The sequence below is a fragment of the Bacillus sp. PK6-025 genome (assembly GCF_056530265.1).
In genome coordinates this window covers 541827-564594 of the sequence record NZ_CP096509.1, presented here as the reverse complement: position 1 = coordinate 564594, position 22768 = coordinate 541827, and the positions used below count along the sequence as shown (strand labels likewise).

Genomic DNA, 22768 nt, shown 5'->3' with positions numbered 1-22768 from the left:
AACAGGGCCGGCTGTATCGGCGTGCGTACCATAAAAGCCTGCAACGACTCGTCTCCCTTATTGCACTACCCAATATATGAGCGTGTCTCAGACAATATGCAGACTAGCATGACAACCTTTCAAAATCATTTTTCTCCTCCGTACTAATCACCGCTGCCTGTTCATAAACGTGTTACTATATATGTACGAGATCATTGTAAAGGGGCTTAAATCATAAGCATGTTTATCAGAACAGAAAATTTTCAGACGTTTATCAGGCTCTACCCGGTCACATCCGCCATACTGGCCCTGCAGCTTGCCATCTGGATTCTTTTTTTACTTCCGTTGACGGCCGTACAGATGTGGTCTGATTTATTGATTGGATTTAACTGGGGGATAGCGAATGGAGAATGGTGGAGGTTTGTGACACCGATCTTTATTCACGCCGGGTTCGGCCATCTGCTCTTTAATTCGATGTCGATCTTTTTATTTGCCCCCGGGCTGGAACGAATGCTCGGGAAACTCAAGTTTCTCATCGTTTATATTGGGACAGGAGTGATCGGCAATATCGGCACGTATTTCATCGAACCGCTGGAGTATATGCATGTCGGTGCTTCAGGAGCGATATTCGGATTGTTCGGTGTGTACCTGTACATCGTGCTGTTTAGAAAAGAGCTGATGGGAAGCGCCAATTCCCAAATCATCGTCACCATCCTCGCCATTTCGGTTTTGATGACGTTTGTCAACCAAAATATCAATATCATGGCGCACATCTTCGGACTGCTGGGCGGACTCGCTCTGGCTCCCCCGTTGTTAAATAAAAGAGTGAACGGCTTTTAACCGTTCACTCTTTTTTCATAAGAATACCATGCAAAAATATCGTCCGAATCTTTCTCCTCGACATCAGCCACCGAAAACTTCTCCATTAAAGCAGATGATTTTGTTGATGTATGGATCGAAACAAGCTGTCTTCTGCGCTGGAAATACGAGCGGCTGACTTCGAACACCTGCATGCGCCTGCGCTGAATGACAGCGGTTGTTCTGCCGATGAAACGCGATGACATGATGATTTTGCTGCCGCTGATCTTCCAGCCGGCATCGCGGTATGATAAGTAGCCGATGATCCAGTAAAAAGGAATCAATACAGCGGACAAATAGCCCCACGGCGGAAACAGAATAGAAAGCGGAACGACGGCGAGGACCGGCCAGGATGCGCGCAGGATATAACGGCGCAGTGCGCGTTTCGGCAAGCGGTTCAAATCGTCTTCCGGCGCATAATCCGGAATGAGTTCTCCGAGGTGCTGTTTGATCATTTTTTTGCTGATAATCGGAAATAGGACGGCTGATTTATCTTCTTCCAAAACGTTTCCGCCTGCGCTGACGATCGTGACGGCTGCAAGTCCAAAAGGCTGCCTGATCAGACTCTCCTTAATTTTAATCGCTTGAATCCGCTGCAGCGGAATCGTGATTTGATGCTTTTCAATCAGCCCTCTGGAAATAACGATTTCTTTCTCTTTACGCACGACTGTAAAATTCGCGTATTTCAAAAGCATCCCGACAATGCTGAGAAGCCATGCAATGAAAAGGGCAACAAAAGCAGCTAAGGCGATGACAGTCGCTCCAGCGCTATTCAAAAAAGCAAAACGGTCATACAGCCAGTCCAAATCAAAGAAGTCGTCGACTTGAGTGAAAAAAGCGAATACTCCTGAAATAATGACGCCGATCCCGCTTGATGTTGACGCTGCAGTTAAAAGCTCCTGCCCGGTCATTTTGTACATCATTTGCGGTTCTTCCGCTGTTTCCTCCGCCTCTGCAGCAGTCTCTTCCTGGGGATCCGTGACAGCGGCTTCAGTGCCTTCCACCGCTTTTTTCCTTTCGAAAAGCGCTTGCTGAATACGTTCGGCTTCTGCCTGGGTAATGGCGACCAAGGAAACTTCCGCTTCCGTTCCTCCGCTTGCCGTTTCGACTTGAAGCTTCACCAGCTTGAATATTTGCTGAATGAGGCCAGCGCTCGTGTTGATCGTTTGAATCCGTTCGATCGGAATATACCTTTTTTTCTTATTGATCAGGCCTTCCTCTATTCGCAATTCATCCTCTTCGATACGGTATGTAAATTTGCTCCACTTAATGATGCTCGTCACGACCAAAGCAATGAAAAACAGCACGGCCGCGGCGATCGCCAGCATTTTGACTGTGTGCGACTGATTTAAAAAAAGCACTACGCCAAATGGAATGATAAAGTTTTTAACGGTCTCAACAAGGCCTTTAATAAAGTTGAGAATGACGGCGGCGGGGTGCATGCGTCTCGGTTCAGACATCATCTTCAGTCACCCTTGCCAGCCTGGAAATGGAGTCCCTGAGCTGATCCGCCTCTTCAACATCCAGAGCGGGAATGGAATGGGTCGTCGCGGCTGTTGAAATTTGCACGGAGGCGAGATTATATTTTCTGAGGATGGGGCCCTGCGATGTATCAACATGCTGGACTCTGACCATCGGAACGATCACGCGGGTCACCACAAAGATGCCGTGCTGAATATCGATTTCGTTCTCATGGACTTCGTAGCGCCATATTCTGTGGCGGATATTCGGAATAATAATAATGATGCCAAATGAAATCACCAGCCAAACGGCTGCTGACAAAATGCCGATCCATACCGGCCATTTAAATATCAACCCTGCGGCAACAAGGCCTGCTGCAGCCAGCATTAAAACGAATGATGTGATACAAGCTGTAATTCTCCAGACTTTTACGCCATCGCGGCTTATTTGATTTTTCGGCTCGCTTCTCAAAACTCGATTCCCCCAATCTAGTTCTATTTACGGTCTTAGGCTGAAAATGTTTCGGATAAAGACTTTCGTTTTTAAAAAAAGGCGAATCCGTAAAAAAGGATCCGCCTTTTGATTATGAATTATATGATTTTTTTTGGCGTCTGTCATTCGAAGAACGCTTTTTATCATAAGATGAACGATTGTTCTTTCCTCTGTAGCCGCCGCCGTCTCTGCGTTTTGATGAACGGGGGTGGTGACTTTTATTTCGCTTCGTTCTGAGCGGAGCCTCTTCCGTCAAACGGACAGGCGTGTTGTCCGGCTCTTTGGTCATCATTTTAATGGCAGCCGCAACAACTGTCACAGAATCATGGTCTTCCAATAATTCCGCTGCAGCCGTCATATAGAAGTTCAGGTTATTTTCCTCGATGATCGTCCGGAGGCGGTCAACCGTCACCTGCTGCTGTCCTTCAATCGCCTCATCTAGAGTCGGTGCTTTCATGCGGTCCATTTTGCGTTTTGTCGTCTGCTCGATGGCGCGGAGCATGTCTTTTTCGCGCGGTGTAATGAAGGTCATCGCCATTCCTGTTTTGCCTGCGCGTCCCGTTCTTCCGATGCGGTGAACATAGCTTTCAGGATCTTGCGGCACATCGAAGTTGTAGACGTGCGTTACCCCTGAAATATCAAGGCCACGCGCCGCAACGTCTGTCGCAACGAGCACTTCAATTGCGCCTTGCTTAAATTTCCGGAGTGCCACCATCCGCTTCGCCTGAGTCAAATCGCCGTGGATTCCTTCAGCTGTATAACCGCGCAGATTAAGCGCTTCTGTCAGTTCATCGACGCGGCGCTTTGTCCGGCCGAATACAATCGCCAGTTCAGGAGACTGGATGTCAAGAAGACGTGTCAGCGTATCAAACTTTTTGCGTTCATGTACTTCAAGGTAGAACTGCTGAATGTTTGATACTGTCATTTCCTTCGCTTTCACTTTCACGTGCTCCGGGTTGGTCATGAAACGTTCTGCAATCCGTTTAATTGGAGCAGGCATTGTTGCAGAAAACAGCAATGTTTGATGCTCAGCGGGCACATTGGAAAGGATGGATTCGATATCTTCGATGAATCCCATGTTCAGCATTTCATCCGCTTCATCAAGCACAACGGTGTTCACTGTTTGAAGACGCATTGTGCGGCGGTTGATATGGTCAAGCAAACGGCCAGGTGTTCCGACGATAATATGAGGATTTTTCTTAAGCGCGCGAATCTGGCGTCCGATATCCTGTCCACCGTAAATCGGCAGCACGCGAGCGCGTTTATCCTGTCCAATTTTATATAGCTCTTCAGAAACTTGAATGGCTAATTCACGAGTAGGTGCGATAACAATGGCTTGAATGTTAGGAGACTCGGGGTTGATTTTCTCAACAAGGGGGATGCCAAATGCAGCCGTTTTTCCTGTTCCCGTTTGCGCTTGTCCGATCACATCTTTATTTGCAAGGCCGAGCGGAATCGTTTGTGCCTGAATCGGTGTTGCCTCTTCAAATCCCATACGCTTGATCGCTTTTGTGAGATCAGAACTTAATTGAAAATCTTGAAACGTTATTGTCAATGTATTCAAACTCCTTCTGCTTACTGTTTCAGTAATCGTGTTTTATCAATAAAAACTGCCCTTTGTGCAAAGGACAGGTCCATACTTATGCAAAGCCCGAATTACTTTACATGTTATATTACCATTCCGTTATACGTTTTTCAACAAGATGAAAATGAGCAGTGTGCTCTCTCGCCGGTTCGGCAGCCATCTATAGACCTCTGGGACAACCGTCCGCGAAACGTCAAGCCCGCCTGTTGACGTCTTTTACACATTGTAACACAGGCTTGTGCGGCTTTCGACAGCATACACTCATTTTTCTCTGCCCGCATCCCCGATTATTTTTTGCAGATTGCCGTTCAATTATTTATTTTTTTATGGATTCAATCGGCGTTTTTTTGAGAAACGCCTCAACGGTTTGAAAGAGGACAGCGGAGTTTTCTTCAAGGCAGACATGGTGCTTGGATTCCGGCAAGAGGCACAGCTCTTTCTCTTCGGAAGGTATGGTTTCATAAAGATAATACGCGCTTGACAGCGGCACGATTGAATCGCATTCCCCCTGAACAATGAGCACAGGGATGCGGAGGTTTTTCAAAGCAGGCTTTGTCATCTTAACGAGCTTGCGAAACTGAAATGCTGAAGACACCGGGGTGCTTGTCAGCTTTTGTTTGTACCTTTTGTAAAGCAGATTATCCTCAAGCTTGCCTTGCAAAGAATCTTTGATCACATTCTTCAAATCCTGGATCAGCTGTCCCGGGCTGATGTACTGGGCAGCCGCGCTCAACAGGACAAGGCGGCTGACCGGATATTTTCCGGCTAAATAGGCGGCAATCATCCCGCCCATTGAAAATCCGATTAAAAATACCGTATCACACGTTTTCAACAAACGGACAAGCTCCACTTCTGCGCAAGCGATCCATTCCTGAAAACAGACGCCTTTTAAAACCGGCATCTCCCCGTGCCCGGGCAGCGTGATCATTTCGACTCGCCAATCGGCCGTTTGTTTTAAATGAGAAGCCAGCGGTTCCAATTCATACGGTGCTCCGGTAAATCCGTGAATGCATAAACATCCTATCATGACCATTCACCCGTTTTCTTTTACTGATGATCACATAAAAAACGACTTTATGATTCAATGTTCCCTTACAAATCTTTTATAACATCCTCAAGACGCATGCCTCTGGACGCTTTGACAAGGATCAGATCCCCTGTATTCGCTTTTTCTTTCAATGTCTTTTTCAAACCGTCTTTGTTTTCCGGGTTGAAATGAAGGACGCGGTGTTCGGGAAAATGTTTAAGCGCCCCTTTTGCAATATATGCACCGAGATCCCCGTACGTAAATAAAAAGTCGATTGAGTCCGGATTGACTGCCTGCCCGATGTCTTCATGAAACGCTTTCTCTCCTTCGCCGAGCTCCAGCATATCGCCGAGAACGAGCATTTTCTTGCCGTATCCCTTCATCTGGTCGACAAGCTCGATCGCCGCTTTCATGGATGTCGGACTTGCATTATAGGCGTCATTAATGATCGCAACGCCGGCCCGTGTCTTTACAAGCTCAAGCCGCATACCGGTCACTTTCAGTTTCGTCAGCCCTTCTGCAATATGAGTCCTGCTGACATTCAGAAGGTCTCCGGTCGCAATCGCAGCTAAAGCGTTTTTCACATTATGCTTTCCGAGCACCGGGATGAAGAACCGGTTTTCGATCCCTCTGACGCGGAATGCCGTGCCCTCTTCCGTCTGCGTCATATCCTCAAGCTGATAGTCGAAAGCCGGATCCTCTCCAAACGTCTTTGTCTCGTAAGGCGGCTGGTTCAGCCTTTCAGCGAGCAGCGGTTCATCTCCGATATAAATGAGTGTGCCCTCTTTTGAAAGCCCATTGACAATTTCGAGCTTTGCCTCTGCAATTCCTTCTCTTGATCCGAGTTCAAGGAGGTGCGATTCGCCGATGTTTGTGATGACGGCGATATCAGGACGCGCCAGACGTGTCAGAAAATCAATTTCCCCTTTGGCGCTCATCCCCATCTCCAAAATGGCGATTTCCGTATCTTCCGGCATCGCCAGAATCGTCAGGGGCAGGCCGATGTGGTTATTATAGTTTCCTTCTGTCTTATGCACTTTATACTCGGTGCCCAACACAGCATGAATCATGTCTTTTGTCGTCGTTTTCCCATTTGAACCGGTCACGCCGACGATTTTCACGTCCAGCTGATGCCTGTATGCCTTCGCAAGCTTCTGCAGCGCTTCCAGCGTATCGTCAACTAAAATGACCGGCTTCCCTTCCGGAGGATTCGGTTCGCTCCGGTTCCACAGCACGGCTGCGACGCCTTCCTGAAAAGCCTGCTCTGCAAAAACGTGACCATTGAACCGCTCGCCTGCAAGCGGAATAAACAGTTGGTCTTTCGCCAGTTTTCTCGAATCGGTTGAGACGCCTTTGACGAGACGCCCTTCAAAAGCTTCATTCGTCAAAACGCCTTCCGACATTTCAGCAATTTCTTTTACCGTTCTCGTTATCATGTATGTCCCTCTCTTTCTCCAGCAAGGAAAAGAGACACTACCACAAATAAGGATAGTGTCTGCAGCTGTATATAAGGGCGAACCGCTTTCCCCCGGATTCGGTCCGCTCCGTCCCGTTAAAATGTATGTTTGATCTGCTGTTTTTCTTCGTGCCGATCGATTGCCAAAGCGACAAGTTTTTCAATCAGTTCAGCATACTCAACCCCTGATTGCTTCCAGAGAAGCGGGAACATGCTGAACGGTGTGAATCCCGGCATCGTATTGACTTCATTGATCAGGACCCTGCCTTCGTTTGTAAGGAAAAAGTCCGCTCTCACAAGGCCTGAGCCGTCAATCGCCTGAAACGCTTTGACCGCCATGCTGCGCATTGTTTCGTATTCGTCCTCTGTCAGGGAAGCCGGAATAATCAAATCAGTGTCGCCGTCTTCATATTTTGCTTTATAGTCATAAAAATCTTTCTTCGGAGCGATTTCCCCCGCGACTGAGCAGACAGGTTCATCATTCCCCAGAACGCCGAGTTCTATTTCGCGTCCGATGACGCCCTCTTCAACGACAATTTTCCGGTCATATTGAAATGCAAGCTCAAAGGCTTGGTCAAGCTCTTCACGGTTTCTGCATTTGCTGATCCCGACGCTTGATCCAAGGTTAGCCGGTTTTACGAAGCACGGATAACCAAGCTCAGCTTCCACTTGATCATAGCTTTCTTCTTTGGAGTGACTCCATGTTTTTTTCACAAATGAAACGTATTTCGCCTGGTCAAGCCCTGCCTGTGCAAACAGATGCTTCATGACCACTTTATCCATGCCCGCAGAGGAAGCTAAGACTCCGTTGCCCACATATGGCACGTTCAATAGTTCAAGCATGCCTTGAATGGTGCCGTCTTCCCCATTCGGTCCGTGCAAAAGCGGGAAAACAACATCAATCGAGTCTTCTTTTACATCAGCTTCGCCCGGAAACATATCGCGGTTCAGCAATGCCGGAGAAAATGTCTGGCCCGTCTGTTCAAACTGAAGCATTTTCACATTTGAAACCGGTTCTGTCAGTTGCGGCCCTCTCACCCACTCGCCTTTTTCTGTTATATAAATCGGGTGTATATCAAATTTTTCAGTATCTAATGCTTTCGTGACGGCCAGCGCGGTTTGCAGAGAAACGTTATGCTCCGCTGATTTTCCGCCGTATACCAATCCTAATCTTGTCTTCAATTCGTACTCCCCCCACTGGATTCATCTTTACTATCTTATCACTTTCCCGGGAAAATGATCTAATTATTTTAATACGGTCTAAAAACAGCATATAAAAAGCATTTGTATGTAAATCCTTTTCATTTTATATTAAAATGGCATTGAAAAGGAGAGGTTGCAATTGAAAAAAATCACAACAGAAGCACAATTTAATGAACTGATCCAATCCGATAAAGAAATCATCGTCAAATTTTATGCTGACTGGTGCCCGGACTGTACACGCATGAACATGTTCATTGGAGACATTCTTGAGGCTTATCAGGAAAATGACTGGTATGAGCTGAATAAAGACGATCTTCCTGAACTTGCCGATAAGTATCAGGTCATGGGCATTCCAAGCCTGTTGATTTTCAAAAACGGCGAAAAAACGGGTCACCTTCACAGTGCAAATGCCAAAACACCTGAAGAAGTGAACGAGTTCCTGGCTGAACATATTAGCTAATTCGTTTAAAGTTCTGATTTTTTGTCTGAACCGCAGGACATGGGAACGCCCATGTCCTTTTTATACAAGACGGGACAGCAGCAATATTTGTTTCATAAAAGTGAGCTTTCATTAATAATTCGACACGAGTATTTCCCGGGAAACGAAAATGTCGAAATTTCGCAAAAAGTTCTTGATTCGTTTTTTATATTCAGGTAGAATGTTTTTTGTTCCTATTTTGCAATTATTTTTTCTAGTTGTGAAGCCCTTGTCGGCTTCTTTTTTTATATGTGTTTTTGGATAATAATTCATATTTTTCGATTTTATTCAATATTATTTTAAGGATGTCTCTTTACATTCGGGGATACTATTTAGTATAATACCCTTAATTGATAATGATTATCAATATCACTAACGGTTGACGAGGTGATCACATGGCCCCTCAATTAAAGAAAGCGGTGGAAATGAGAAAGAAACAACTCATTCAGCGGCTTATCCAGCTTGGCATATATAAAAAAGAAGAGCGCCACCTTTACGAATTGTCTTTAAGCGAACTTGAAAGCGAATACCAATCCAACAAGAAAGGCGGATAATCATGTCAAAACGGAAGATTAAAACCTTTCATCAGCTTGTCGAAGAATATAAGAAAGAAATCGCCAAGAACCCGAAAGAAATGGAAGTCATTTATGACAAGATCGACCGCAGACACGAGAACCGCCTTTTGGCAATGTCTAAAGCAAAACAAACTTAAAAAAGAAGCCGCTCATTTTGAACGGCTTCTTTTTTACTATTCACTGAATGCAATGCCAGCAAGCTTGCCGATTGTCGCATCATCCATCGGCGGATTGTGGAGGCCCGCCCGGACATCGCGATAGAATCTTTGGAGCGGGTTCGTTCTCGCCAGGCTCTTCGCTCCGACGACTCTCATCGCCCTGTCTACGACAGCAATGGCCGTATTCGTTACTGTATGTTTAACCGCTCCAAGCTCACCTGTTAAAAAGGCGCGGCGCTCCGGGTCATCATAAAGCTCTGCGACATGATACATAAAGTGACGGGCTTTCATGAGTTCCAAATCGATTTCGCCGATATGACGCTGAACAGCAGGCACTTCTTTAATCGGACCTTTCAAACTGTTCGGCTGATAGTCTTTTGCAAATTGGACGGCATAATCTCTCGCTGCTTGCGCGATACCTAGATAAACAGCCGGTATATGAAGCAGCCAGCCGTTGACTTTATCCGTTCTTTTACCCGCCAACAGCTCGACAAGCATGGATTCGTCGAGACGGACATCGGTCAGCACCAAATCGTGGCTTCCCGTACCCCTCATCGCCGCCATATCCCACGTTTCTTCTATTGCCAAGCCTTCCGCATCTTTATGGATCAAGAAAACGCCAATCGTTTGCTTCTCTTCAATCCAAGCGGTGACAAGAAAGTAGTCGAGAACCGGAGACATCGTTGTAAATGTTTTACGTCCGTTTACAATCCATCCGCCATTCTTTTTAACCGCATGGGTTCCGGGACGTCCTCCTCTTGTCGGGCTTCCCGTCTGCGCTTCACTTGCAGCTCTGTTGATCAGCGCGCCCTTTAATGCTTCCTGTGAAATCGATGAAAACACATGCCGGTCCCAGCTGTTTCCTTCCGCCAGTTCTCCCATCACGCTCAAGTGCCAGCCGATGCTGAGAGCTGTCGGTCCGTCTCCTTTGGCAAGCCGTTCCTGAAACAAAAGCATATCGTAGAGTGAAATGCCTTCTCCCCCGTATTCTTTTCCGACCGTCAGCGCTGTGTAGCCTGAATCCCGCAGCTTTTGAATATGTTCTGCGGGAAATTGGGCATGTTCGTCATAATACGCTGCTGTTTTCTCAAATTCATCCGCCAGTTTCCCGATTTTACCGAGCCATTCCTGCTGCCTTTCCGTTTTCACAAATATTGAACACACACCGGCATCCTCCTGACCAAATTCCGATAGATTTAATAAGTATTATAGTTCGTTCACGGCTTGTTGTGCAAATGATACCCTTGGCAAAACAAAAAAGCGCACCTTCAGCGAGGTGCGCTTTTGACTAAACGGCTTGACCGCCGCGACGGTCAACCTTCATACCGAGATAAATCAGCATGTAGGTTAAGTAGCCCATCGTGATCGTGAGACCGCCGAAGAAGAAATCGGAAAAAAGCGGTTCTTCATATGCGGCGATTCCGGCCAGCACGACCCAGCTTCCATAAAGATACGCCATAAAGAAGCGGACGCCGTTTTTCAATTTATATAACAGAAACAAACCTGCGAGCGAAAAGAGCCCGAGCGCAAGTCTAAAATAGACAAGATGATCGAAATTAAAGGCAAAAGAAACAAATGAAAATGACAACAGCAATACAATCGGCAATGCCGTAATAAATTTTTTCATGGATGTCTCATCCCCCATTCCCTTATCCTAAAATTATAATTTAGGATAGGAAATTCACACGGTAATTACGACATATTTCACAAAAATGTCATTCCTTTTGTCACACTTTAGACAAAATATTTTATACTTTCATATCGCGTTTACAAAAGGCCCACCACGCCGTTCCGAGAAAAAACACGAGATGGAGAAAGACGATGACGAGTGAAAACAAAGGCGTCATCCCGCTAAAAAGCGGCTTGGCCTCACCGGCGTATTGCGTTAAATCAGTATTAGCGAACAACAAAAATTTACCGAGCGGTTTTTCCAAATAAGACATGATCGTCACAAGCATTTTGGCGCCGTACAACACGACGATCGACACCATGATGCTGAGCGCGCTGCTTTTAAACAATGCAGAGCATAAAAACGCAAAGGAAACCATCATCCATACTTCAAACCACTGCGTACCGATCATTGTCACCGTATTGATAAAGAGCGGCTCCGCTTTTTCGTCGAGCTTCACGCCGAAAAAGAGCAGACCGAACAATAAAGAAAATCCGTAGTAAATGATAAAGAGCCAAATGCTTGCGAGCACGCTCGTCACGTATTTTGAAACAAGAATTTTTTCTCTTCTGACAGGGCGGATCAGCAAAAATTTAATCGTCTTTTTATCATATTCAAAAGATATAATTGAAGCCGCCACCACAATCGAAAGCCCCTGCAAGAGGATATTCAGGTTTGGGGTGAATGAAAAATAGCCGATAAAATGATCCTCTGTCCCGGCGCTCATCAGGATTCTTTTCGTTATGAGCGCGAGGAGAAATTGAAAGACTGCGATCAGCGCCAGCGATACAAATGTTACTTTTCGCTTCAGCAATTTAACATGCTCGTTTTGAATCAGTTTAAACATCAGTATTCCTCTCTTCCGTTCCATTCGTCCGCGCCATATATTCATCCTCGAGAGACTGCTTAAACGGAGCGATCGAATAGACGTCAATCTCATTGGCGACAAGCTGTTGATTTAAAGCAGGAATTTGCGCTTTCGCCACCTTTACGGCGAGGAGACCTTTTTCGGCGCGGGCTTCGTATCCCTGGTCTTTCAGCCACTGAAGCGCTTTGTCATAGGGCTGTACCTCCAGCATCGCCTTTTCCTGCTTTTCATCCGCATCATTGAGGACGACGGTTGATTTGATTTTCCCTTGTTGAAGAATGACGACCCGATCGCACAAATCTTCCACTTCCTTCAGCAAGTGGGTCGCAAACAGGATCGCCGTTCCTTCTTCTTCGGCAAGCTCACGCAAGTGTTCGCGGAAATCTTTCATTCCCGCCGGGTCCAATCCGTTTGTCGGCTCGTCCAAAATCAGCAGCTTCGGCCGGTGAAGAATCGCCTGGGCAATACCGAGGCGCTGTTTCATTCCGAGCGAGTATGTTTTGACCTTGTCTTCTGCGGCATCTTCTAGCCCGACCCTGCTGATCACTTCCGCCAGTCTATCCCGACCGATTCCAGCGTGCATATTTGCATAGTGTTTCAGATTTTCATAGCCTGTCAGATACGGATAAAATTCTGGATTTTCAACGATGGCTCCGACCGACCGGATCGCTTTTTCAAATTGGCGGTCAATCGGAAAGCCGTTTATGACAATTGATCCGCTCTTCATTTTAATTAACCCGGTAATCAATTTGATGAGGGTCGTTTTTCCTGATCCGTTCGGTCCAAGCAGGCCGATGATCTCCCCTTCATCCGCCGTTAAGCGGATATCCTTCAATATCGTTTTGCCGTCTATGATTTTATCAACATTTTCTATATGTAAAACAGGCTGCTTTGTCATAGCCCCCTCCTCTTTCCCAAAAAAATAAACAGTGCCGAAAAGGCACTGTTTGATTATATCATTTTTGAGTTACACGGACACTTCACTATGAGGGGCTTCGATTTTGCCGTGTTTCTTTTCCGTTTCGGTGACGATGACTGCGCATGCTGCATCACCTGTTGTATTGACAGCCGTACGAATCATGTCTAGAAGTCGGTCAATTCCCAATATTAGCGCAATTCCTTCAACTGGAAGGCCAACTGTTTGAAGAACCATGGCGAGCATAATCAGTCCGACACCCGGAACACCCGCTGTTCCAATGCTGGCAAGCACTGCGGTGAGAACAACCATCAACAGCTGTGTCAGTGACAGGTCATTGCCGTACACCTGAGCGATAAAGACCGTCGCTACCCCTTGCATAATCGCCGTGCCATCCATGTTGATCGTAGCTCCAAGCGGCTGAACAAAGCTTGAGATCGGCTCTGGCACTTTCAGCTTTCTTTGAGCGACATCCATCGAAACCGGAAGCGTCGCGTTGCTGCTTGACGTACTGAAGGCAACAAGCATAACCTCTGAAAAATCTTTAAAGAATGTGAGCGGGTTCCGCTTTGCCAAAAACGCAATCGCTGAGCCGTATGTGACGATGGTGTGGATGAACAGCGCCAGAATGACGACGATCATATAAAGCCCCATTGCTTTAATGGCGTCCCAGCCTTGACTTCCGATTGCCCCGGCAATCAAGCCGAACGTACCGTACGGTGCGAACTTCATGACGAGATTGACGAGATACATCATGAGATCGTTACCTTGTTCAACCACTTTGAGAAGAGCGTCCGCTTTTTTGCCGAGCATCGTAATTCCGAGACCGACCAAAATGGAGAAAGCAATGATTTGCAGCATATTTCCTTCAGCCATTGCCTGAACCGGGTTTGTCGGAATGATATTCAAAAGCGTTTCGGCAATGCTTGGCGCTTTCTGTGCTGAATATTCCGCTGCGCTTGTATCATACGTTCCGATGGTTCCCGGTTTGATGACCAACGCTAAAATAAGTCCGATAATAATGGCAATTGCCGTTGTAACTAAAAAGAAAGAAATCGTTTTGGCACCGATTCTGCCCAGTTTCTTTGGATCTCCAAGTCCTGCTACCCCTAAAGTGAGAGAAAAGAAAACAATCGGTACAACGAGCATTTTAATTAAGTTGAGGAAGATCGTGCCGAGCGGCCCGAATAAAAATGTATTAAGCTTGCTAAATAAATCCGGCGAAGTGACGTTCAGTATAATACCGACGACTGCACCGAGTAATAGAGCGATAATAATTTTTGTTGCTAACTTCATATAACATATCTCCCCTTTCCAAAAAAAGCCCATGAGAGATCTCCCATGGGCTTTTACCATTAAAATTGGTTCCACATGACTCTCTTCACGTTGATGAGGTTAGCTGACGGGTTCGGACGAAGAGATGTCCGTCTTTCAGTTCGCACGGGAACAGAAAAATTCACCCCAAATGATCGGGTCCCCCACTCCTACTAAAGGATTAAACGTGTGGCGCTATTTCGTTATATAACAGTTATACCTGAAAATTCGAAATATGTAAACCAAATTTTCTGATTTACAAATATATGCTATTTTCGGGTGCCCGCTGTTCGGCTTTTCTCTTGACTTGTGACATCAAGGATATCAAGCAGGAAAACAAATATCGGAATACCGATAATTAAACCCCAAATCCCTATGAAATGTTCAGAAAAAATCAGCACGATAAACGTGAAGAAAATCGGCAGCTCCGTCTTGGCGGACATCAGTTTCGGATTGAGGAAATAGGCCTCTATCGCATGGACGATCATGATGACCAATACCAGTGATACGATATAAGCGATTCCGCCGATACTGTAGGCGATAATGCTTAACGGAATAAGGGAGAGCACAACGCCTGCGACCGGAACCAGCCCGAGGAAAAACACCATGACAGCAAGGCCGAATAGCTGAGGAAAACCCATAATCGCGAGGGCAATGGTCGTCAATGCGCAATTGATGGAGGCGATAATAAACTGAGCCTCAAGCACCTTTCCGAACGTTCTCGTGAATTTTTTACCAAAGTAAGCAATTTCCTCGTAGAAAATGGCTATTTTGCTCGTCTTAAATTTATCCATTAAGCTCAAGACCTTGTCTTTTTCGATCAATAAGAACATGCTGAGAACCAATGACATAACCACCTGCAGGCCAAACGCGCTAATATCTGTGATATATGTATAGATAAAGTTAAGACCTTTTTCCAAATAGGATGTCAAATTGATATCGCCGAACATACCGGTGATCATATCGAGAAAAGGAATGCTGTCAGGGTGAGAAGCAATATACTTTCCTTGTTTGATCAGCTGCTGAATCTGGGTGACGATCACGGGGTAATAGACCACACCGCCGATCGAAAGCGCGATGGCAAGAGCCGCATACAAACAGGAAATAATCAGTCTCTGGCTGACTTTAATAAAGCGGTTTAAAAAACCGCGGATCACATTTTCCAGACGGTTCATCAAAAACGTAAAGATAAATGTGAGCAATATGAGATTCATCATGCTGCGGAACAGATATAAAACTCCCGCCAATACAACAAAAACTGAAAAACGCCTGACCCCAGGATGCTGAAAAAATTTAATCAACGCTGCCATTCGGTACACTCCCACCAGTACTTTAGTCCTTAACTTTTAGCATTCAAACTTTTATAATTACAATTTGATGCATCATCTGTAAATTATATAACAAAACAGACCGGAAATCTCTTCAGAAGATCAATAATTAATAATATTTTAATATGAGCGCTCGTGCGGCAGCGGCAGGCATCTTCCATAAAAAAGGAGGGGCTGATGTTCAGCCCCTCCAGATTATTGACAAAATCCTTTCAGCGTGACCCTCAACCCTTGCAGTCTAGGAAGGCCGAGCATTGGGGCGGAGCGAATGTTGCAATTCGTGAGCACCGACGCGCAGGCCTGACAACGAATGCGAGGGTTTGTCGACACGCTGAGAGGGACTGTTTGTCAGCCCCTCTCTTCACCGTACATTAACCGCTTCTTCTTTGGCGTCCGCCTTTTTCACCGTTTTCTTGATAGAACTCCTTGTCATGGTTTCGGCTTGTGGCTTCTCCGCCTTTTTGACCGATCTCCTGGTAGAATTCTTTGTCATGGTTTTTGCTTGTGGCTTCTCCGCCCTTTTCACCGATTTCCTGGTAGAATTCTTTGTCATGATTACGGCTTGTGGCTTCTCCGCCTTTTTCACCGATTTCCTGGTAGAATTCTTTGTCATGATTACGGCTTGTGGCTTCCCCGCCTTTTTCGCCGATTTCCTGGTAGAATTCTTTGTCATGATTTTTGCTTGTTGCTTCTCCGCCTTTTTGACCGATCTCTTGGTAGAATTCTTTATCATGGTTTTGGCTTGTTTTTTCTCCGCCTTTTCTGCCTGCTTCTTCCCTGCTCATTTTGTTGTTGTCATTATTGTTTGCCATTTTCGATTCCTCCTTTTGAAGTGTTATGGTTTTTACATTCCACATTTCAAAAAGAGTAAACACAAATAGCACATTCACGAAAGAGTCCGGGAATCATGCAATCATCCGCTGCCTTTTACCGTCCATTCCGGTACCGGAGCCGGCGTATTGTTCTGCAGCGTCTTAGATATCTCGGCAGGCTCTTCAAACAGGGTAATGTTGATGGATTCGAACGTACCTTTCTGATTCGTTCTTTCATATATTGCATCATGATGATCGGCCATAAAGTTCAAATAATCGCGCTTTGATTTCCAAAGCACGAGGACAAGGGCTTCCGGCCCGTTTTCTGTTTCCATCCATCCACCCCACTGTCTGATGAATCCGCTGACGTTTTGCAGCGGAGCCCATTTGGCCTGCGCCTCGCTGAATGCATGAAGCTGTTGTCCGGCTGGTTTGCACCGTATCAGCTTCAGCACATTCCCTTCCGCGAACGGGACGGTTTCCGCATTAGTTTTTTCTATACAAAGGTTAACCGACCTTACATCAGCGCGCGTCCGGTGAATGACGCCTTTCGGAATCAGCAGGGAATCGTTCGCTTTCAGGACTTCTGTGGGACGGTCCTGAAAGTCGATCAACAGCTCTCCTTCCAAAACAATAAACAGCTCATCTGAGCCGGGATGGAAATGCCATACGTATTCGCCCTCCAAAACAGCAATTCGCATACAATGGTCGTTCACTTCCGAAACGGAAAAATTGGCATGCTTTTCTGTGACTTTCTTTGTCAATTCAAGAAGACTCGTTTTGCGATCCATCAGCTTCACTCCTCTTTCATTTGATTTTCTCCCGAACTTATTTTACCATTTGACTTTTGAGCGTTCGCCTTTTAAAGTGTTGGATATTGGTGAAAAAACGGTTTGAACCTATAGAAGAGGTGTACATCATGCAAAATCAAAACGGAAAAGCTTCAGGGCTTTTGCCGCTGTTTTTATTTGTTTGTTTATTCGTTGGATCAGGCTTGATCACAGGCGATTTTTACAGCCTGCCAATCGTGGCCGCGGCGCTTGCGGCATCGGTTGTCTCACTGGCGATGAACCGTAAGGAGAAGCTCAGCCAAAAGACGGAGTGGTTTGCGAAAGGCGCCGGACACCCCGATATTATGATCATGGTGATGATCTTTATTTTGGCCGGCGCGTTTTCATCAGCCGCAAAGGCGATGGGGGCCGTTGAATCAACCGTTAATCTTGCGCTTTCGTTTGTACCGGGGCAGTTTATGGTTGCCGGTTTATTTATCATCGCTGCGTTTATCTCTGTGTCGATGGGCACGTCAACCGGAACGATTGCTGCGCTCGCTCCGATCGCAGCAGGGATCAGCGCCGAAATCGGCGTTCCGGCGGCCTATTCGGTTGCTGCGGTTGTGGGGGGCGCGATGTTCGGTGATAACTTATCATTTATTTCCGATACGACCATTGCCGCTGTCCGCACACAAAAGACGAAAATGTCGGACAAGTTTAAAACGAATTTCCTGATCGTCCTGCCTGCCGCGGTTGCCACGGTCATCCTGCTGATGGTGTTTTCAGCCGGAGGGCATCCTGCCGCACAAGCCGGGACTTACAGCTGGGTGAAGGTGCTGCCGTATCTCGGTGTTCTGATATTCGCTCTTCTCGGATTTAATGTTATGGCCGTTATTTTCGGCGGCATCGTGTTAGCCGGAGTAATCGGTATTTCCGACGGCAGCCTGACGCTTCATACGTATTTAACCGCGATCACCGAAGGCATCGGCGGGATGTCCGAACTGATCATTTTATCGCTTCTGATTGGCGGAATGGCGGAAATGATGAAGCGAAACGGCGGGATCGCATTTCTCCTTCAATTTGTATCGCGGAGAATCCGTTCAAAAAAAGGAGCGGAAGCGGGCATTGCCGGCCTTGTCAGCGCGGCAAACCTGGCGACGGCCAACAATACGATTGCCATTATTACAGCGGGACCGCTGGCAAAAGATTTATCCGACCGGTACGGAATCGACAATAGGAAATCGGCGAGCATCCTCGATATCTTTTCCTGTGTGGTACAAGGATTGATTCCTTACGGCGCGCAAATGCTGTCAGCTGCACAAATCGCGAAAATATCGCCTGTCAGCATTCTTCCTTATTCTTTTTATCCGATTTTGATCGGCGTCTGCGGCATATGCGCGATTATCTTCAGACTGCCTCGCTTTACGGAAAAAGCGTAACTCTATGAAAAAGGCTGCCGTTATCGAAACGGCAGCCTTTTTATCACTCTGTTTCTGCGGCGTCCAGCTCCGCAAGCCTTTCCATGATCCTCCGTTTTTTATACATCATCATTCCTGTTTCGGCAACGCCGTTCACCATTGAACGGTTTGAGATTGCGCCAAAGAGGATGCCTGCGACGGGCACCATTTGAAACAGCTTTTTCCATCCGAAAGAATCGCGGTATGTATAAACAACCTCCCGCCAGCCTTGAATTTGCGAAATCATATTTTCCCGTGAGCCTGACTGTAGATGGTATCGGCTGAGTTCCTGAATGATCGCCCTTTTCCCGACAATATCAGCGGCGCTGAGCTGCAGGCATTTAATAATGAACATACGCTCCGTTTTTTCTTTAGGATCGTAGCCGTAAGACACCGCGATGTCCTGTAATGTCTTCAATGAAAGGCCGAGGATGGCGGGAATATCGACGGCAAGCGTGAATAAGCCGCCGACACCTGTTGTCGCTCCTTGGACAGCCGCGGTATTCGCCCTGTTTTTTCCGAGGTTTTCACACATTTGATCCATCACTTCCAAAGGAGCCCTTTGAATATCTTCGACCGTTTCGATCGTTTCATCCGGCAGCTTTTTTTGAAACTGGCGGATCAGATGTTTTTCGGACGTCAAATATTGGCCGCCGTTTTGAATAAAGCCGCCGATTTCGTCGAGCAAGAGACCGATTTTATCTTGAATGAATGCCGGTGTAAGCTTGTCCAGAACCTTGAACGGCAGCCGCCCGATCCTTTCCCAAAACCACGCTTTCTGCTGCTCTTTTTCCCATTTTTCAATTTTTTTCAGTTCGTTTTCCAAATCTGTTTTATCGTTGCGCACAGAAGGTTCGCCCTCTCAATGTGTTTTTTTATAGTATACAATGATTCACTTTATGAATCCGTGTTTTTTGATCGGCAGCCGGAGGGTAAACCTTTATGTAAAAGGAGGAATGATCAAATGCCATGGTCAATGGAAGACTATCCCGCTTCATTGAAACATTTGGACAAACCGGTAAAAAAGAAAGCCATTGAAATTGCGAATGCAATGGTAGACGAAGGATACGACGAAAGCCGGGCGATTCCGATCGCGACGAGTCAGGCGAAGGAATGGGCGGATAACAGGAGCAAAAGCGAACTCAAATCCTATGCGGAGGAAGCTGATGAAACGGTACGCGGTGACAGCGGTTCGAGCAGCAGGCCGGAGCTTGCGGAAAAGTGCGAGCATGTCATTAAACACGAAAAAGGCTGGGCAGTCAAAGCCGAAGACGCCAAGCGGGCCAGCGAAGTAAAGGATACAAAAGCAGAAGCCGTCGAACGGGCGAAAGAAATAGCCGAAAACAAAGGCACTGCCGTCATCGTCCATAAAAAAGACGGCAGTGTGGAGCGGAAGATCAGGATGAATTAACGGGGCGCTCCGTTTTTGGAGCGTCTTACTTTTTTCCCCGCCAACTCCAATACAGCATCAGCTGCTTTTTGATAGCCGCCGGCATCGCGGAGCGAGCGGCCGATTTTGGCGGCGCCGTCTTTATAGGAGCGGTTTTCAAGCATATCTTCAATCGTTTTTTGTAAAACAGCCGGAGAAAGTTCATTTTTATCAAGCTTGATCCCGGCCCCTGTCCGTTCCACCTGAGCTGCGACGAAAAACTGGTCAGCACCCATCGGAATGACGATGAGCGGCGTATCAAAATACAGGCCTTCATTTGTACTGTTCATGCCGCCGTGGGTGACAAATACATCGGCTTTTTTCAAAACCTCCAATTGCGGGATATACGGCCTCACGATAAAATGATCCGGTATGGTGCCGAGATCCGCGGGGTCCGTTGATTTCCCAACAGCCATAACCACCTTGCCGTCAAAGTCTTTCAACGCTTCGATACACATATGATACAGCTCTTTTTGCTGATTAAAGATCGTGCCCATCGAGATCACGATGACGGTTTCCCCCTCCAGCTCAGTGAACGGGAAGCTGCCTGGATCCTGTCTGCTCGTAATCGACGGCCCGACAAACAAATAGTCATTTCCAAATTGCTCGGCATGAGGCTGAAACTCCCTGGAGGTAAAGACAATCGTAATGTCCCCCGGACAGGAGAATACGCCAAACGGCTTGTCGAGACTGACGGGGTACCGCTCACTTAATTCGCCAAGGGATTGCTTCAATTTTTCAAAATACGGCGAGCTTTCAAGGTCGCCTTGCAGGGTAAACGTTTTTGCGAACGTCTCGTCCATTGCAAATGTCGTACATAACGAAACGCTCGGCAGCCCAAGCATTTCAGCAATGATTTTCCCCGCCAAAAAGTGATGGTCATATATCACATAATCATAAGACTCGTCCCTGACTTCCTGGCAGATGAGCTGAACGATCTCATCGACTTTACCTGACATATTGTATACCAACTCGGCAAAGTCCATCTTTTCTCTTTCTTTCCCGGGTGATAAAGCCTCTCTGAAATCCGGGTATAAACGGACTTCCGCCCCTGTTTTTTTAATTTTTTCAGCGTATTCCTCAACTGCATAATAGACGATGCTTTCTCCTCGTCTTTGCAGCTCCTTTGTGACGCCAAGAGAGGGATTGATGTGCCCCTCCCCCGGGAAATTGATCATCAGTACATGTCCCATCACAGCTCTTCCTTTCTCATACGAAAATTTATATAAGGAAATTTACTACAAAAAGACAAATGAAGTAAAGAAATTTAATTAAGTTAATAATACATAAACATAACTATATAACCATTTGTCTGTTTCTGCATATCTTTCCTTTAAATTTTTTTGCCATTCAAATGAGCGTATATTATTAGAGAAAACAGGCTCTTTATTACTTGACAGCCCCAATCAGAAGACGATTTTCCTTTTTTTAAAAGCAAATTAAAACACGGCCGATCGAGGCACAATACATCATAAGAAACAACCTACGGAGGTTTTGCCATGGATACGAAAGCAACCAGGATCGAAAAGGATTTTCTAGGCGAAAAAGAAGTTCCGGCTGACGCCTATTACGGCGTACAAACCATGAGGGCCGTGGAGAACTTTCCGATTACAGGCTACCGGATTGATGAAGAGCTGATTAAAGCTTTGGCAATGGTCAAAAAAGCGGCGGCTCTCGCCAATATGGATATTAAACGTTTATATAAAGAGCTCGGCGAAGTCATTGTAAAAGCGGCCGGCGAAATAGCGGAAGGGCTCTGGCACGATCATTTTATTGTCGACCCCATTCAAGGCGGCGCCGGCACTTCAATGAATATGAATACAAATGAAGTTATCGCAAACAGAGGTTTGGAGCTTTTAGGAAAAGAAAAAGGTGATTACTTCCATTTAAGCCCGAACACACATGTCAATATGGCCCAATCAACGAATGATGTGTTTCCGACAGCCATTCATCTGGCCACATTGAATCACTTAAGACAGCTTATATCGACGATGGAACATATGCTGGATGCCTTCCGCCAAAAAGCGGAGGAGTTCGATTCCGTTATCAAAATGGGCCGCACTCATCTTCAGGATGCCGTTCCGATCAGGCTCGGTCAGGAATTCGAAGCCTATTCCCGGGTCATCGAACGCGATATTCAGCGGATCAGGCAGTCGCAGCATCATCTCTATGAAGTCAATATGGGGGCCACCGCTGTCGGCACAGGTTTAAACGCTGATCCGAGATATATTCAAAGCGTTGTCGAACACCTTTCAGATATCAGCGGCTATCAGCTGAAAGGCGCAGACCATCTTGTCGATGCCACACAAAATACGGATGCCTACACAGAAGTATCGGCTGCTTTGAAAGTCGGCATGATGAACATGTCCAAAATCGCCAACGATTTGCGTTTAATGGCGTCAGGCCCGAGGGCAGGGCTTGCCGAGATCCGGCTGCCGCCCCGCCAGCCCGGCTCCTCCATCATGCCCGGCAAGGTGAATCCGGTGATGCCTGAACTGATGAACCAGATCGCATTTCAGGTGATCGGCAACGATCATACCATCTGCCTTGCATCAGAGGCGGGGCAGCTTGAGTTAAACGTGATGGAGCCCGTACTCGTCTTTAATTTGCTGCAGTCGATTAAAATCATGAACAACGGATTTCGCGTATTTACCGATTACTGCATCACCGGGATTGAAGCGAATGAGATCAGGCTGAAGGAATTCGTTGAAAAAAGCGTAGGAACGATTACGGCCGTCAATCCGCACCTCGGCTATGAGGCTGCCGCACGAATTGCAAAAGAAGCGATCGCCACAGGACGGTCAGTGCGCGAGCTGTGTTTGCTCCATGATGTTTTGACAGAGGAAGAATTGGATCTCATTCTGGATCCGTATGAAATGACGCATCCGGGCATCGCAGGTGCTTCGCTTCTCGAGGAATAGCCAGCCGTCTTT

At 46.6% G+C, this 22768-nt stretch carries 22 protein-coding genes, 2 pseudogenes and 1 riboswitch; of the genes and pseudogenes, 7 read left to right on the top strand and 17 right to left on the bottom strand.

Features of this window, described 5'->3' with window-relative positions; all coding sequences use genetic code 11:
• Positions 1-219 precede the first annotated feature (219 nt).
• Entirely contained in the window at positions 220-819 is a 600-nt protein-coding gene (locus M1D67_RS02840; protein WP_023857867.1) for a rhomboid family intramembrane serine protease, read from the top strand.
• Here M1D67_RS02840 and M1D67_RS02835 read toward each other — a convergent pair.
• From M1D67_RS02835 to M1D67_RS02810, 6 genes are all read right to left on the bottom strand, one after another.
• Complete coding sequence (locus M1D67_RS02835; RefSeq protein ID WP_039073238.1) at positions 816-2300, bottom strand: PH domain-containing protein; 1485 nt, start codon at positions 2298-2300, stop codon at positions 816-818. The two genes, M1D67_RS02840 and M1D67_RS02835, sit on opposite strands and share 4 nt — an antisense overlap.
• Positions 2290-2769, bottom strand: coding sequence for a PH domain-containing protein (locus M1D67_RS02830; RefSeq protein WP_023857869.1), 480 nt, complete (start codon positions 2767-2769; stop codon positions 2290-2292). The genes M1D67_RS02835 and M1D67_RS02830 overlap by 11 nt, the downstream gene beginning before the upstream one ends.
• A 112-nt stretch (positions 2770-2881) precedes the next feature.
• Positions 2882-4345, bottom strand: coding sequence for a degradosome RNA helicase CshA (cshA, locus tag M1D67_RS02825; protein ID WP_023857870.1), 1464 nt, complete (start codon positions 4343-4345; stop codon positions 2882-2884).
• Positions 4346-4691: 346 nt separating this feature from the next.
• A complete protein-coding gene (locus tag M1D67_RS02820) occupies positions 4692-5402 on the bottom strand; it encodes an alpha/beta hydrolase (RefSeq protein ID WP_023857871.1) in 711 nt (236 codons plus the stop codon).
• A gap of 65 nt (positions 5403-5467) precedes the next feature.
• Positions 5468-6838: a UDP-N-acetylmuramoyl-tripeptide--D-alanyl-D-alanine ligase gene (locus tag M1D67_RS02815; protein WP_023857872.1), complete on the bottom strand. Its 1371-nt coding sequence runs from the start codon at positions 6836-6838 to the stop codon at positions 5468-5470.
• Positions 6839-6954: 116 nt separating this feature from the next.
• Positions 6955-8040, bottom strand: coding sequence for a D-alanine--D-alanine ligase (locus M1D67_RS02810; protein WP_023857873.1), 1086 nt, complete (start codon positions 8038-8040; stop codon positions 6955-6957).
• A gap of 160 nt (positions 8041-8200) precedes the next feature.
• Between M1D67_RS02810 and M1D67_RS02805 the strand changes: the two genes are divergently transcribed.
• From M1D67_RS02805 to fbpB, 3 genes are all read left to right on the top strand, one after another.
• Positions 8201-8521 (top strand): thioredoxin family protein, encoded by a 321-nt coding sequence (locus M1D67_RS02805; RefSeq protein ID WP_003179104.1) that lies wholly within the window; start codon positions 8201-8203, stop codon positions 8519-8521.
• Positions 8522-8934: 413 nt separating this feature from the next.
• Positions 8935-9093: a Fur-regulated basic protein FbpA gene (gene fbpA / locus M1D67_RS02800; protein WP_023857875.1), complete on the top strand. Its 159-nt coding sequence runs from the start codon at positions 8935-8937 to the stop codon at positions 9091-9093.
• 2 nt (positions 9094-9095) lie between these two features.
• Positions 9096-9251: a Fur-regulated basic protein FbpB gene (fbpB, locus tag M1D67_RS02795; protein WP_023857876.1), complete on the top strand. Its 156-nt coding sequence runs from the start codon at positions 9096-9098 to the stop codon at positions 9249-9251.
• Positions 9252-9287: 36 nt separating this feature from the next.
• On the opposite strand, the gene M1D67_RS02790 is transcribed toward fbpB, so the two are convergent.
• The 9 genes and pseudogenes from M1D67_RS02790 to M1D67_RS02750 form a co-directional block, all read right to left on the bottom strand.
• The gene (locus M1D67_RS02790; RefSeq protein ID WP_023857877.1) at positions 9288-10436 is read right to left on the bottom strand and encodes an acyl-CoA dehydrogenase family protein; all 1149 of its coding nucleotides are present in this window, start codon (positions 10434-10436) and stop codon (positions 9288-9290) included.
• Between the two features lie 124 nt (positions 10437-10560).
• Positions 10561-10899 (bottom strand): hypothetical protein, encoded by a 339-nt coding sequence (locus tag M1D67_RS02785; protein WP_023857878.1) that lies wholly within the window; start codon positions 10897-10899, stop codon positions 10561-10563.
• A 121-nt stretch (positions 10900-11020) separates the two neighbouring features.
• Positions 11021-11788, bottom strand: a complete 768-nt coding sequence (locus M1D67_RS02780; RefSeq protein WP_023857879.1) for an ABC transporter permease — start codon at positions 11786-11788, stop codon at positions 11021-11023.
• Positions 11781-12707 (bottom strand): ABC transporter ATP-binding protein, encoded by a 927-nt coding sequence (locus M1D67_RS02775; protein WP_023857880.1) that lies wholly within the window; start codon positions 12705-12707, stop codon positions 11781-11783. Before M1D67_RS02775 ends, M1D67_RS02780 begins: the two co-directional genes overlap by 8 nt.
• Before the next feature lie 69 nt (positions 12708-12776).
• Positions 12777-14021 carry a dicarboxylate/amino acid:cation symporter gene (locus M1D67_RS02770; protein ID WP_035337166.1) on the bottom strand — a complete coding sequence of 415 codons (1245 nt, stop codon included), beginning with the start codon at positions 14019-14021 and terminating at the stop codon, positions 12777-12779.
• A 74-nt stretch (positions 14022-14095) separates the two neighbouring features.
• Positions 14096-14237: riboswitch (cyclic di-AMP (ydaO/yuaA leader) on the bottom strand.
• A 71-nt stretch (positions 14238-14308) separates the two neighbouring features.
• The gene (locus tag M1D67_RS02765) at positions 14309-15349 is read right to left on the bottom strand and encodes an AI-2E family transporter (protein ID WP_023857882.1); all 1041 of its coding nucleotides are present in this window, start codon (positions 15347-15349) and stop codon (positions 14309-14311) included.
• Between the two features lie 389 nt (positions 15350-15738).
• The gene (gsiB, locus tag M1D67_RS02760) at positions 15739-16179 is read right to left on the bottom strand and encodes a glucose starvation-inducible protein GsiB (protein WP_023857883.1); all 441 of its coding nucleotides are present in this window, start codon (positions 16177-16179) and stop codon (positions 15739-15741) included.
• Between the two features lie 101 nt (positions 16180-16280).
• A pseudogene (locus M1D67_RS02755) lies at positions 16281-16571 on the bottom strand (DUF4937 domain-containing protein); the annotation flags it as partial.
• Positions 16572-16640: 69 nt separating this feature from the next.
• Positions 16641-16970, bottom strand: a pseudogene (locus M1D67_RS02750) (cupin domain-containing protein); the annotation flags it as partial.
• A 128-nt stretch (positions 16971-17098) separates the two neighbouring features.
• Here M1D67_RS02750 and M1D67_RS02745 point away from each other — a divergent pair.
• Positions 17099-18388, top strand: coding sequence for a Na+/H+ antiporter NhaC family protein (locus tag M1D67_RS02745; RefSeq protein ID WP_023857885.1), 1290 nt, complete (start codon positions 17099-17101; stop codon positions 18386-18388).
• A 43-nt stretch (positions 18389-18431) separates the two neighbouring features.
• Here M1D67_RS02745 and M1D67_RS02740 read toward each other — a convergent pair whose 3' ends face one another.
• Positions 18432-19253 (bottom strand): EcsC family protein, encoded by an 822-nt coding sequence (locus tag M1D67_RS02740; protein ID WP_023857886.1) that lies wholly within the window; start codon positions 19251-19253, stop codon positions 18432-18434.
• A gap of 117 nt (positions 19254-19370) precedes the next feature.
• Between M1D67_RS02740 and M1D67_RS02735 the strand changes: the two genes are divergently transcribed.
• A complete protein-coding gene (locus M1D67_RS02735) occupies positions 19371-19817 on the top strand; it encodes a DUF2188 domain-containing protein (protein WP_020450238.1) in 447 nt (148 codons plus the stop codon).
• On the opposite strand, the gene M1D67_RS02730 is transcribed toward M1D67_RS02735, so the two are convergent.
• Positions 19814-21028, bottom strand: a complete 1215-nt coding sequence (locus tag M1D67_RS02730; RefSeq protein ID WP_256164236.1) for a macrolide family glycosyltransferase — start codon at positions 21026-21028, stop codon at positions 19814-19816. The two genes, M1D67_RS02735 and M1D67_RS02730, sit on opposite strands and share 4 nt — an antisense overlap.
• A 306-nt stretch (positions 21029-21334) precedes the next feature.
• Here M1D67_RS02730 and aspA point away from each other — a divergent pair, with 306 nt between their 5' ends.
• Positions 21335-22756 (top strand): aspartate ammonia-lyase, encoded by a 1422-nt coding sequence (aspA, locus tag M1D67_RS02725; RefSeq protein WP_020450236.1) that lies wholly within the window; start codon positions 21335-21337, stop codon positions 22754-22756.
• The last annotated feature ends 12 nt before the right edge of the window (positions 22757-22768 follow it).

Coding starts and splice junctions, on each gene's coding strand:
- M1D67_RS02840 (WP_023857867.1), top strand. CDS start 220: ATGTTTATCAGAACAGAAAATTTTCAGACGTTTATCAGGCTCTACCCG.
- M1D67_RS02835 (WP_039073238.1), bottom strand. CDS start 2,300: ATGATGTCTGAACCGAGACGCATGCACCCCGCCGCCGTCATTCTCAAC.
- M1D67_RS02820 (WP_023857871.1), bottom strand. CDS start 5,402: ATGATAGGATGTTTATGCATTCACGGATTTACCGGAGCACCGTATGAA.
- M1D67_RS02815 (WP_023857872.1), bottom strand. CDS start 6,838: ATGATAACGAGAACGGTAAAAGAAATTGCTGAAATGTCGGAAGGCGTT.
- fbpA (WP_023857875.1), top strand. CDS start 8,935: ATGGCCCCTCAATTAAAGAAAGCGGTGGAAATGAGAAAGAAACAACTC.
- fbpB (WP_023857876.1), top strand. CDS start 9,096: ATGTCAAAACGGAAGATTAAAACCTTTCATCAGCTTGTCGAAGAATAT.
- M1D67_RS02785 (WP_023857878.1), bottom strand. CDS start 10,899: ATGAAAAAATTTATTACGGCATTGCCGATTGTATTGCTGTTGTCATTT.
- M1D67_RS02780 (WP_023857879.1), bottom strand. CDS start 11,788: ATGTTTAAACTGATTCAAAACGAGCATGTTAAATTGCTGAAGCGAAAA.
- M1D67_RS02775 (WP_023857880.1), bottom strand. CDS start 12,707: ATGACAAAGCAGCCTGTTTTACATATAGAAAATGTTGATAAAATCATA.
- M1D67_RS02770 (WP_035337166.1), bottom strand. CDS start 14,021: ATGAAGTTAGCAACAAAAATTATTATCGCTCTATTACTCGGTGCAGTC.
- M1D67_RS02765 (WP_023857882.1), bottom strand. CDS start 15,349: ATGGCAGCGTTGATTAAATTTTTTCAGCATCCTGGGGTCAGGCGTTTT.
- gsiB (WP_023857883.1), bottom strand. CDS start 16,179: ATGGCAAACAATAATGACAACAACAAAATGAGCAGGGAAGAAGCAGGC.
- M1D67_RS02745 (WP_023857885.1), top strand. CDS start 17,099: ATGCAAAATCAAAACGGAAAAGCTTCAGGGCTTTTGCCGCTGTTTTTA.
- M1D67_RS02735 (WP_020450238.1), top strand. CDS start 19,371: ATGCCATGGTCAATGGAAGACTATCCCGCTTCATTGAAACATTTGGAC.
- M1D67_RS02730 (WP_256164236.1), bottom strand. CDS start 21,028: ATGGGACATGTACTGATGATCAATTTCCCGGGGGAGGGGCACATCAAT.
- aspA (WP_020450236.1), top strand. CDS start 21,335: ATGGATACGAAAGCAACCAGGATCGAAAAGGATTTTCTAGGCGAAAAA.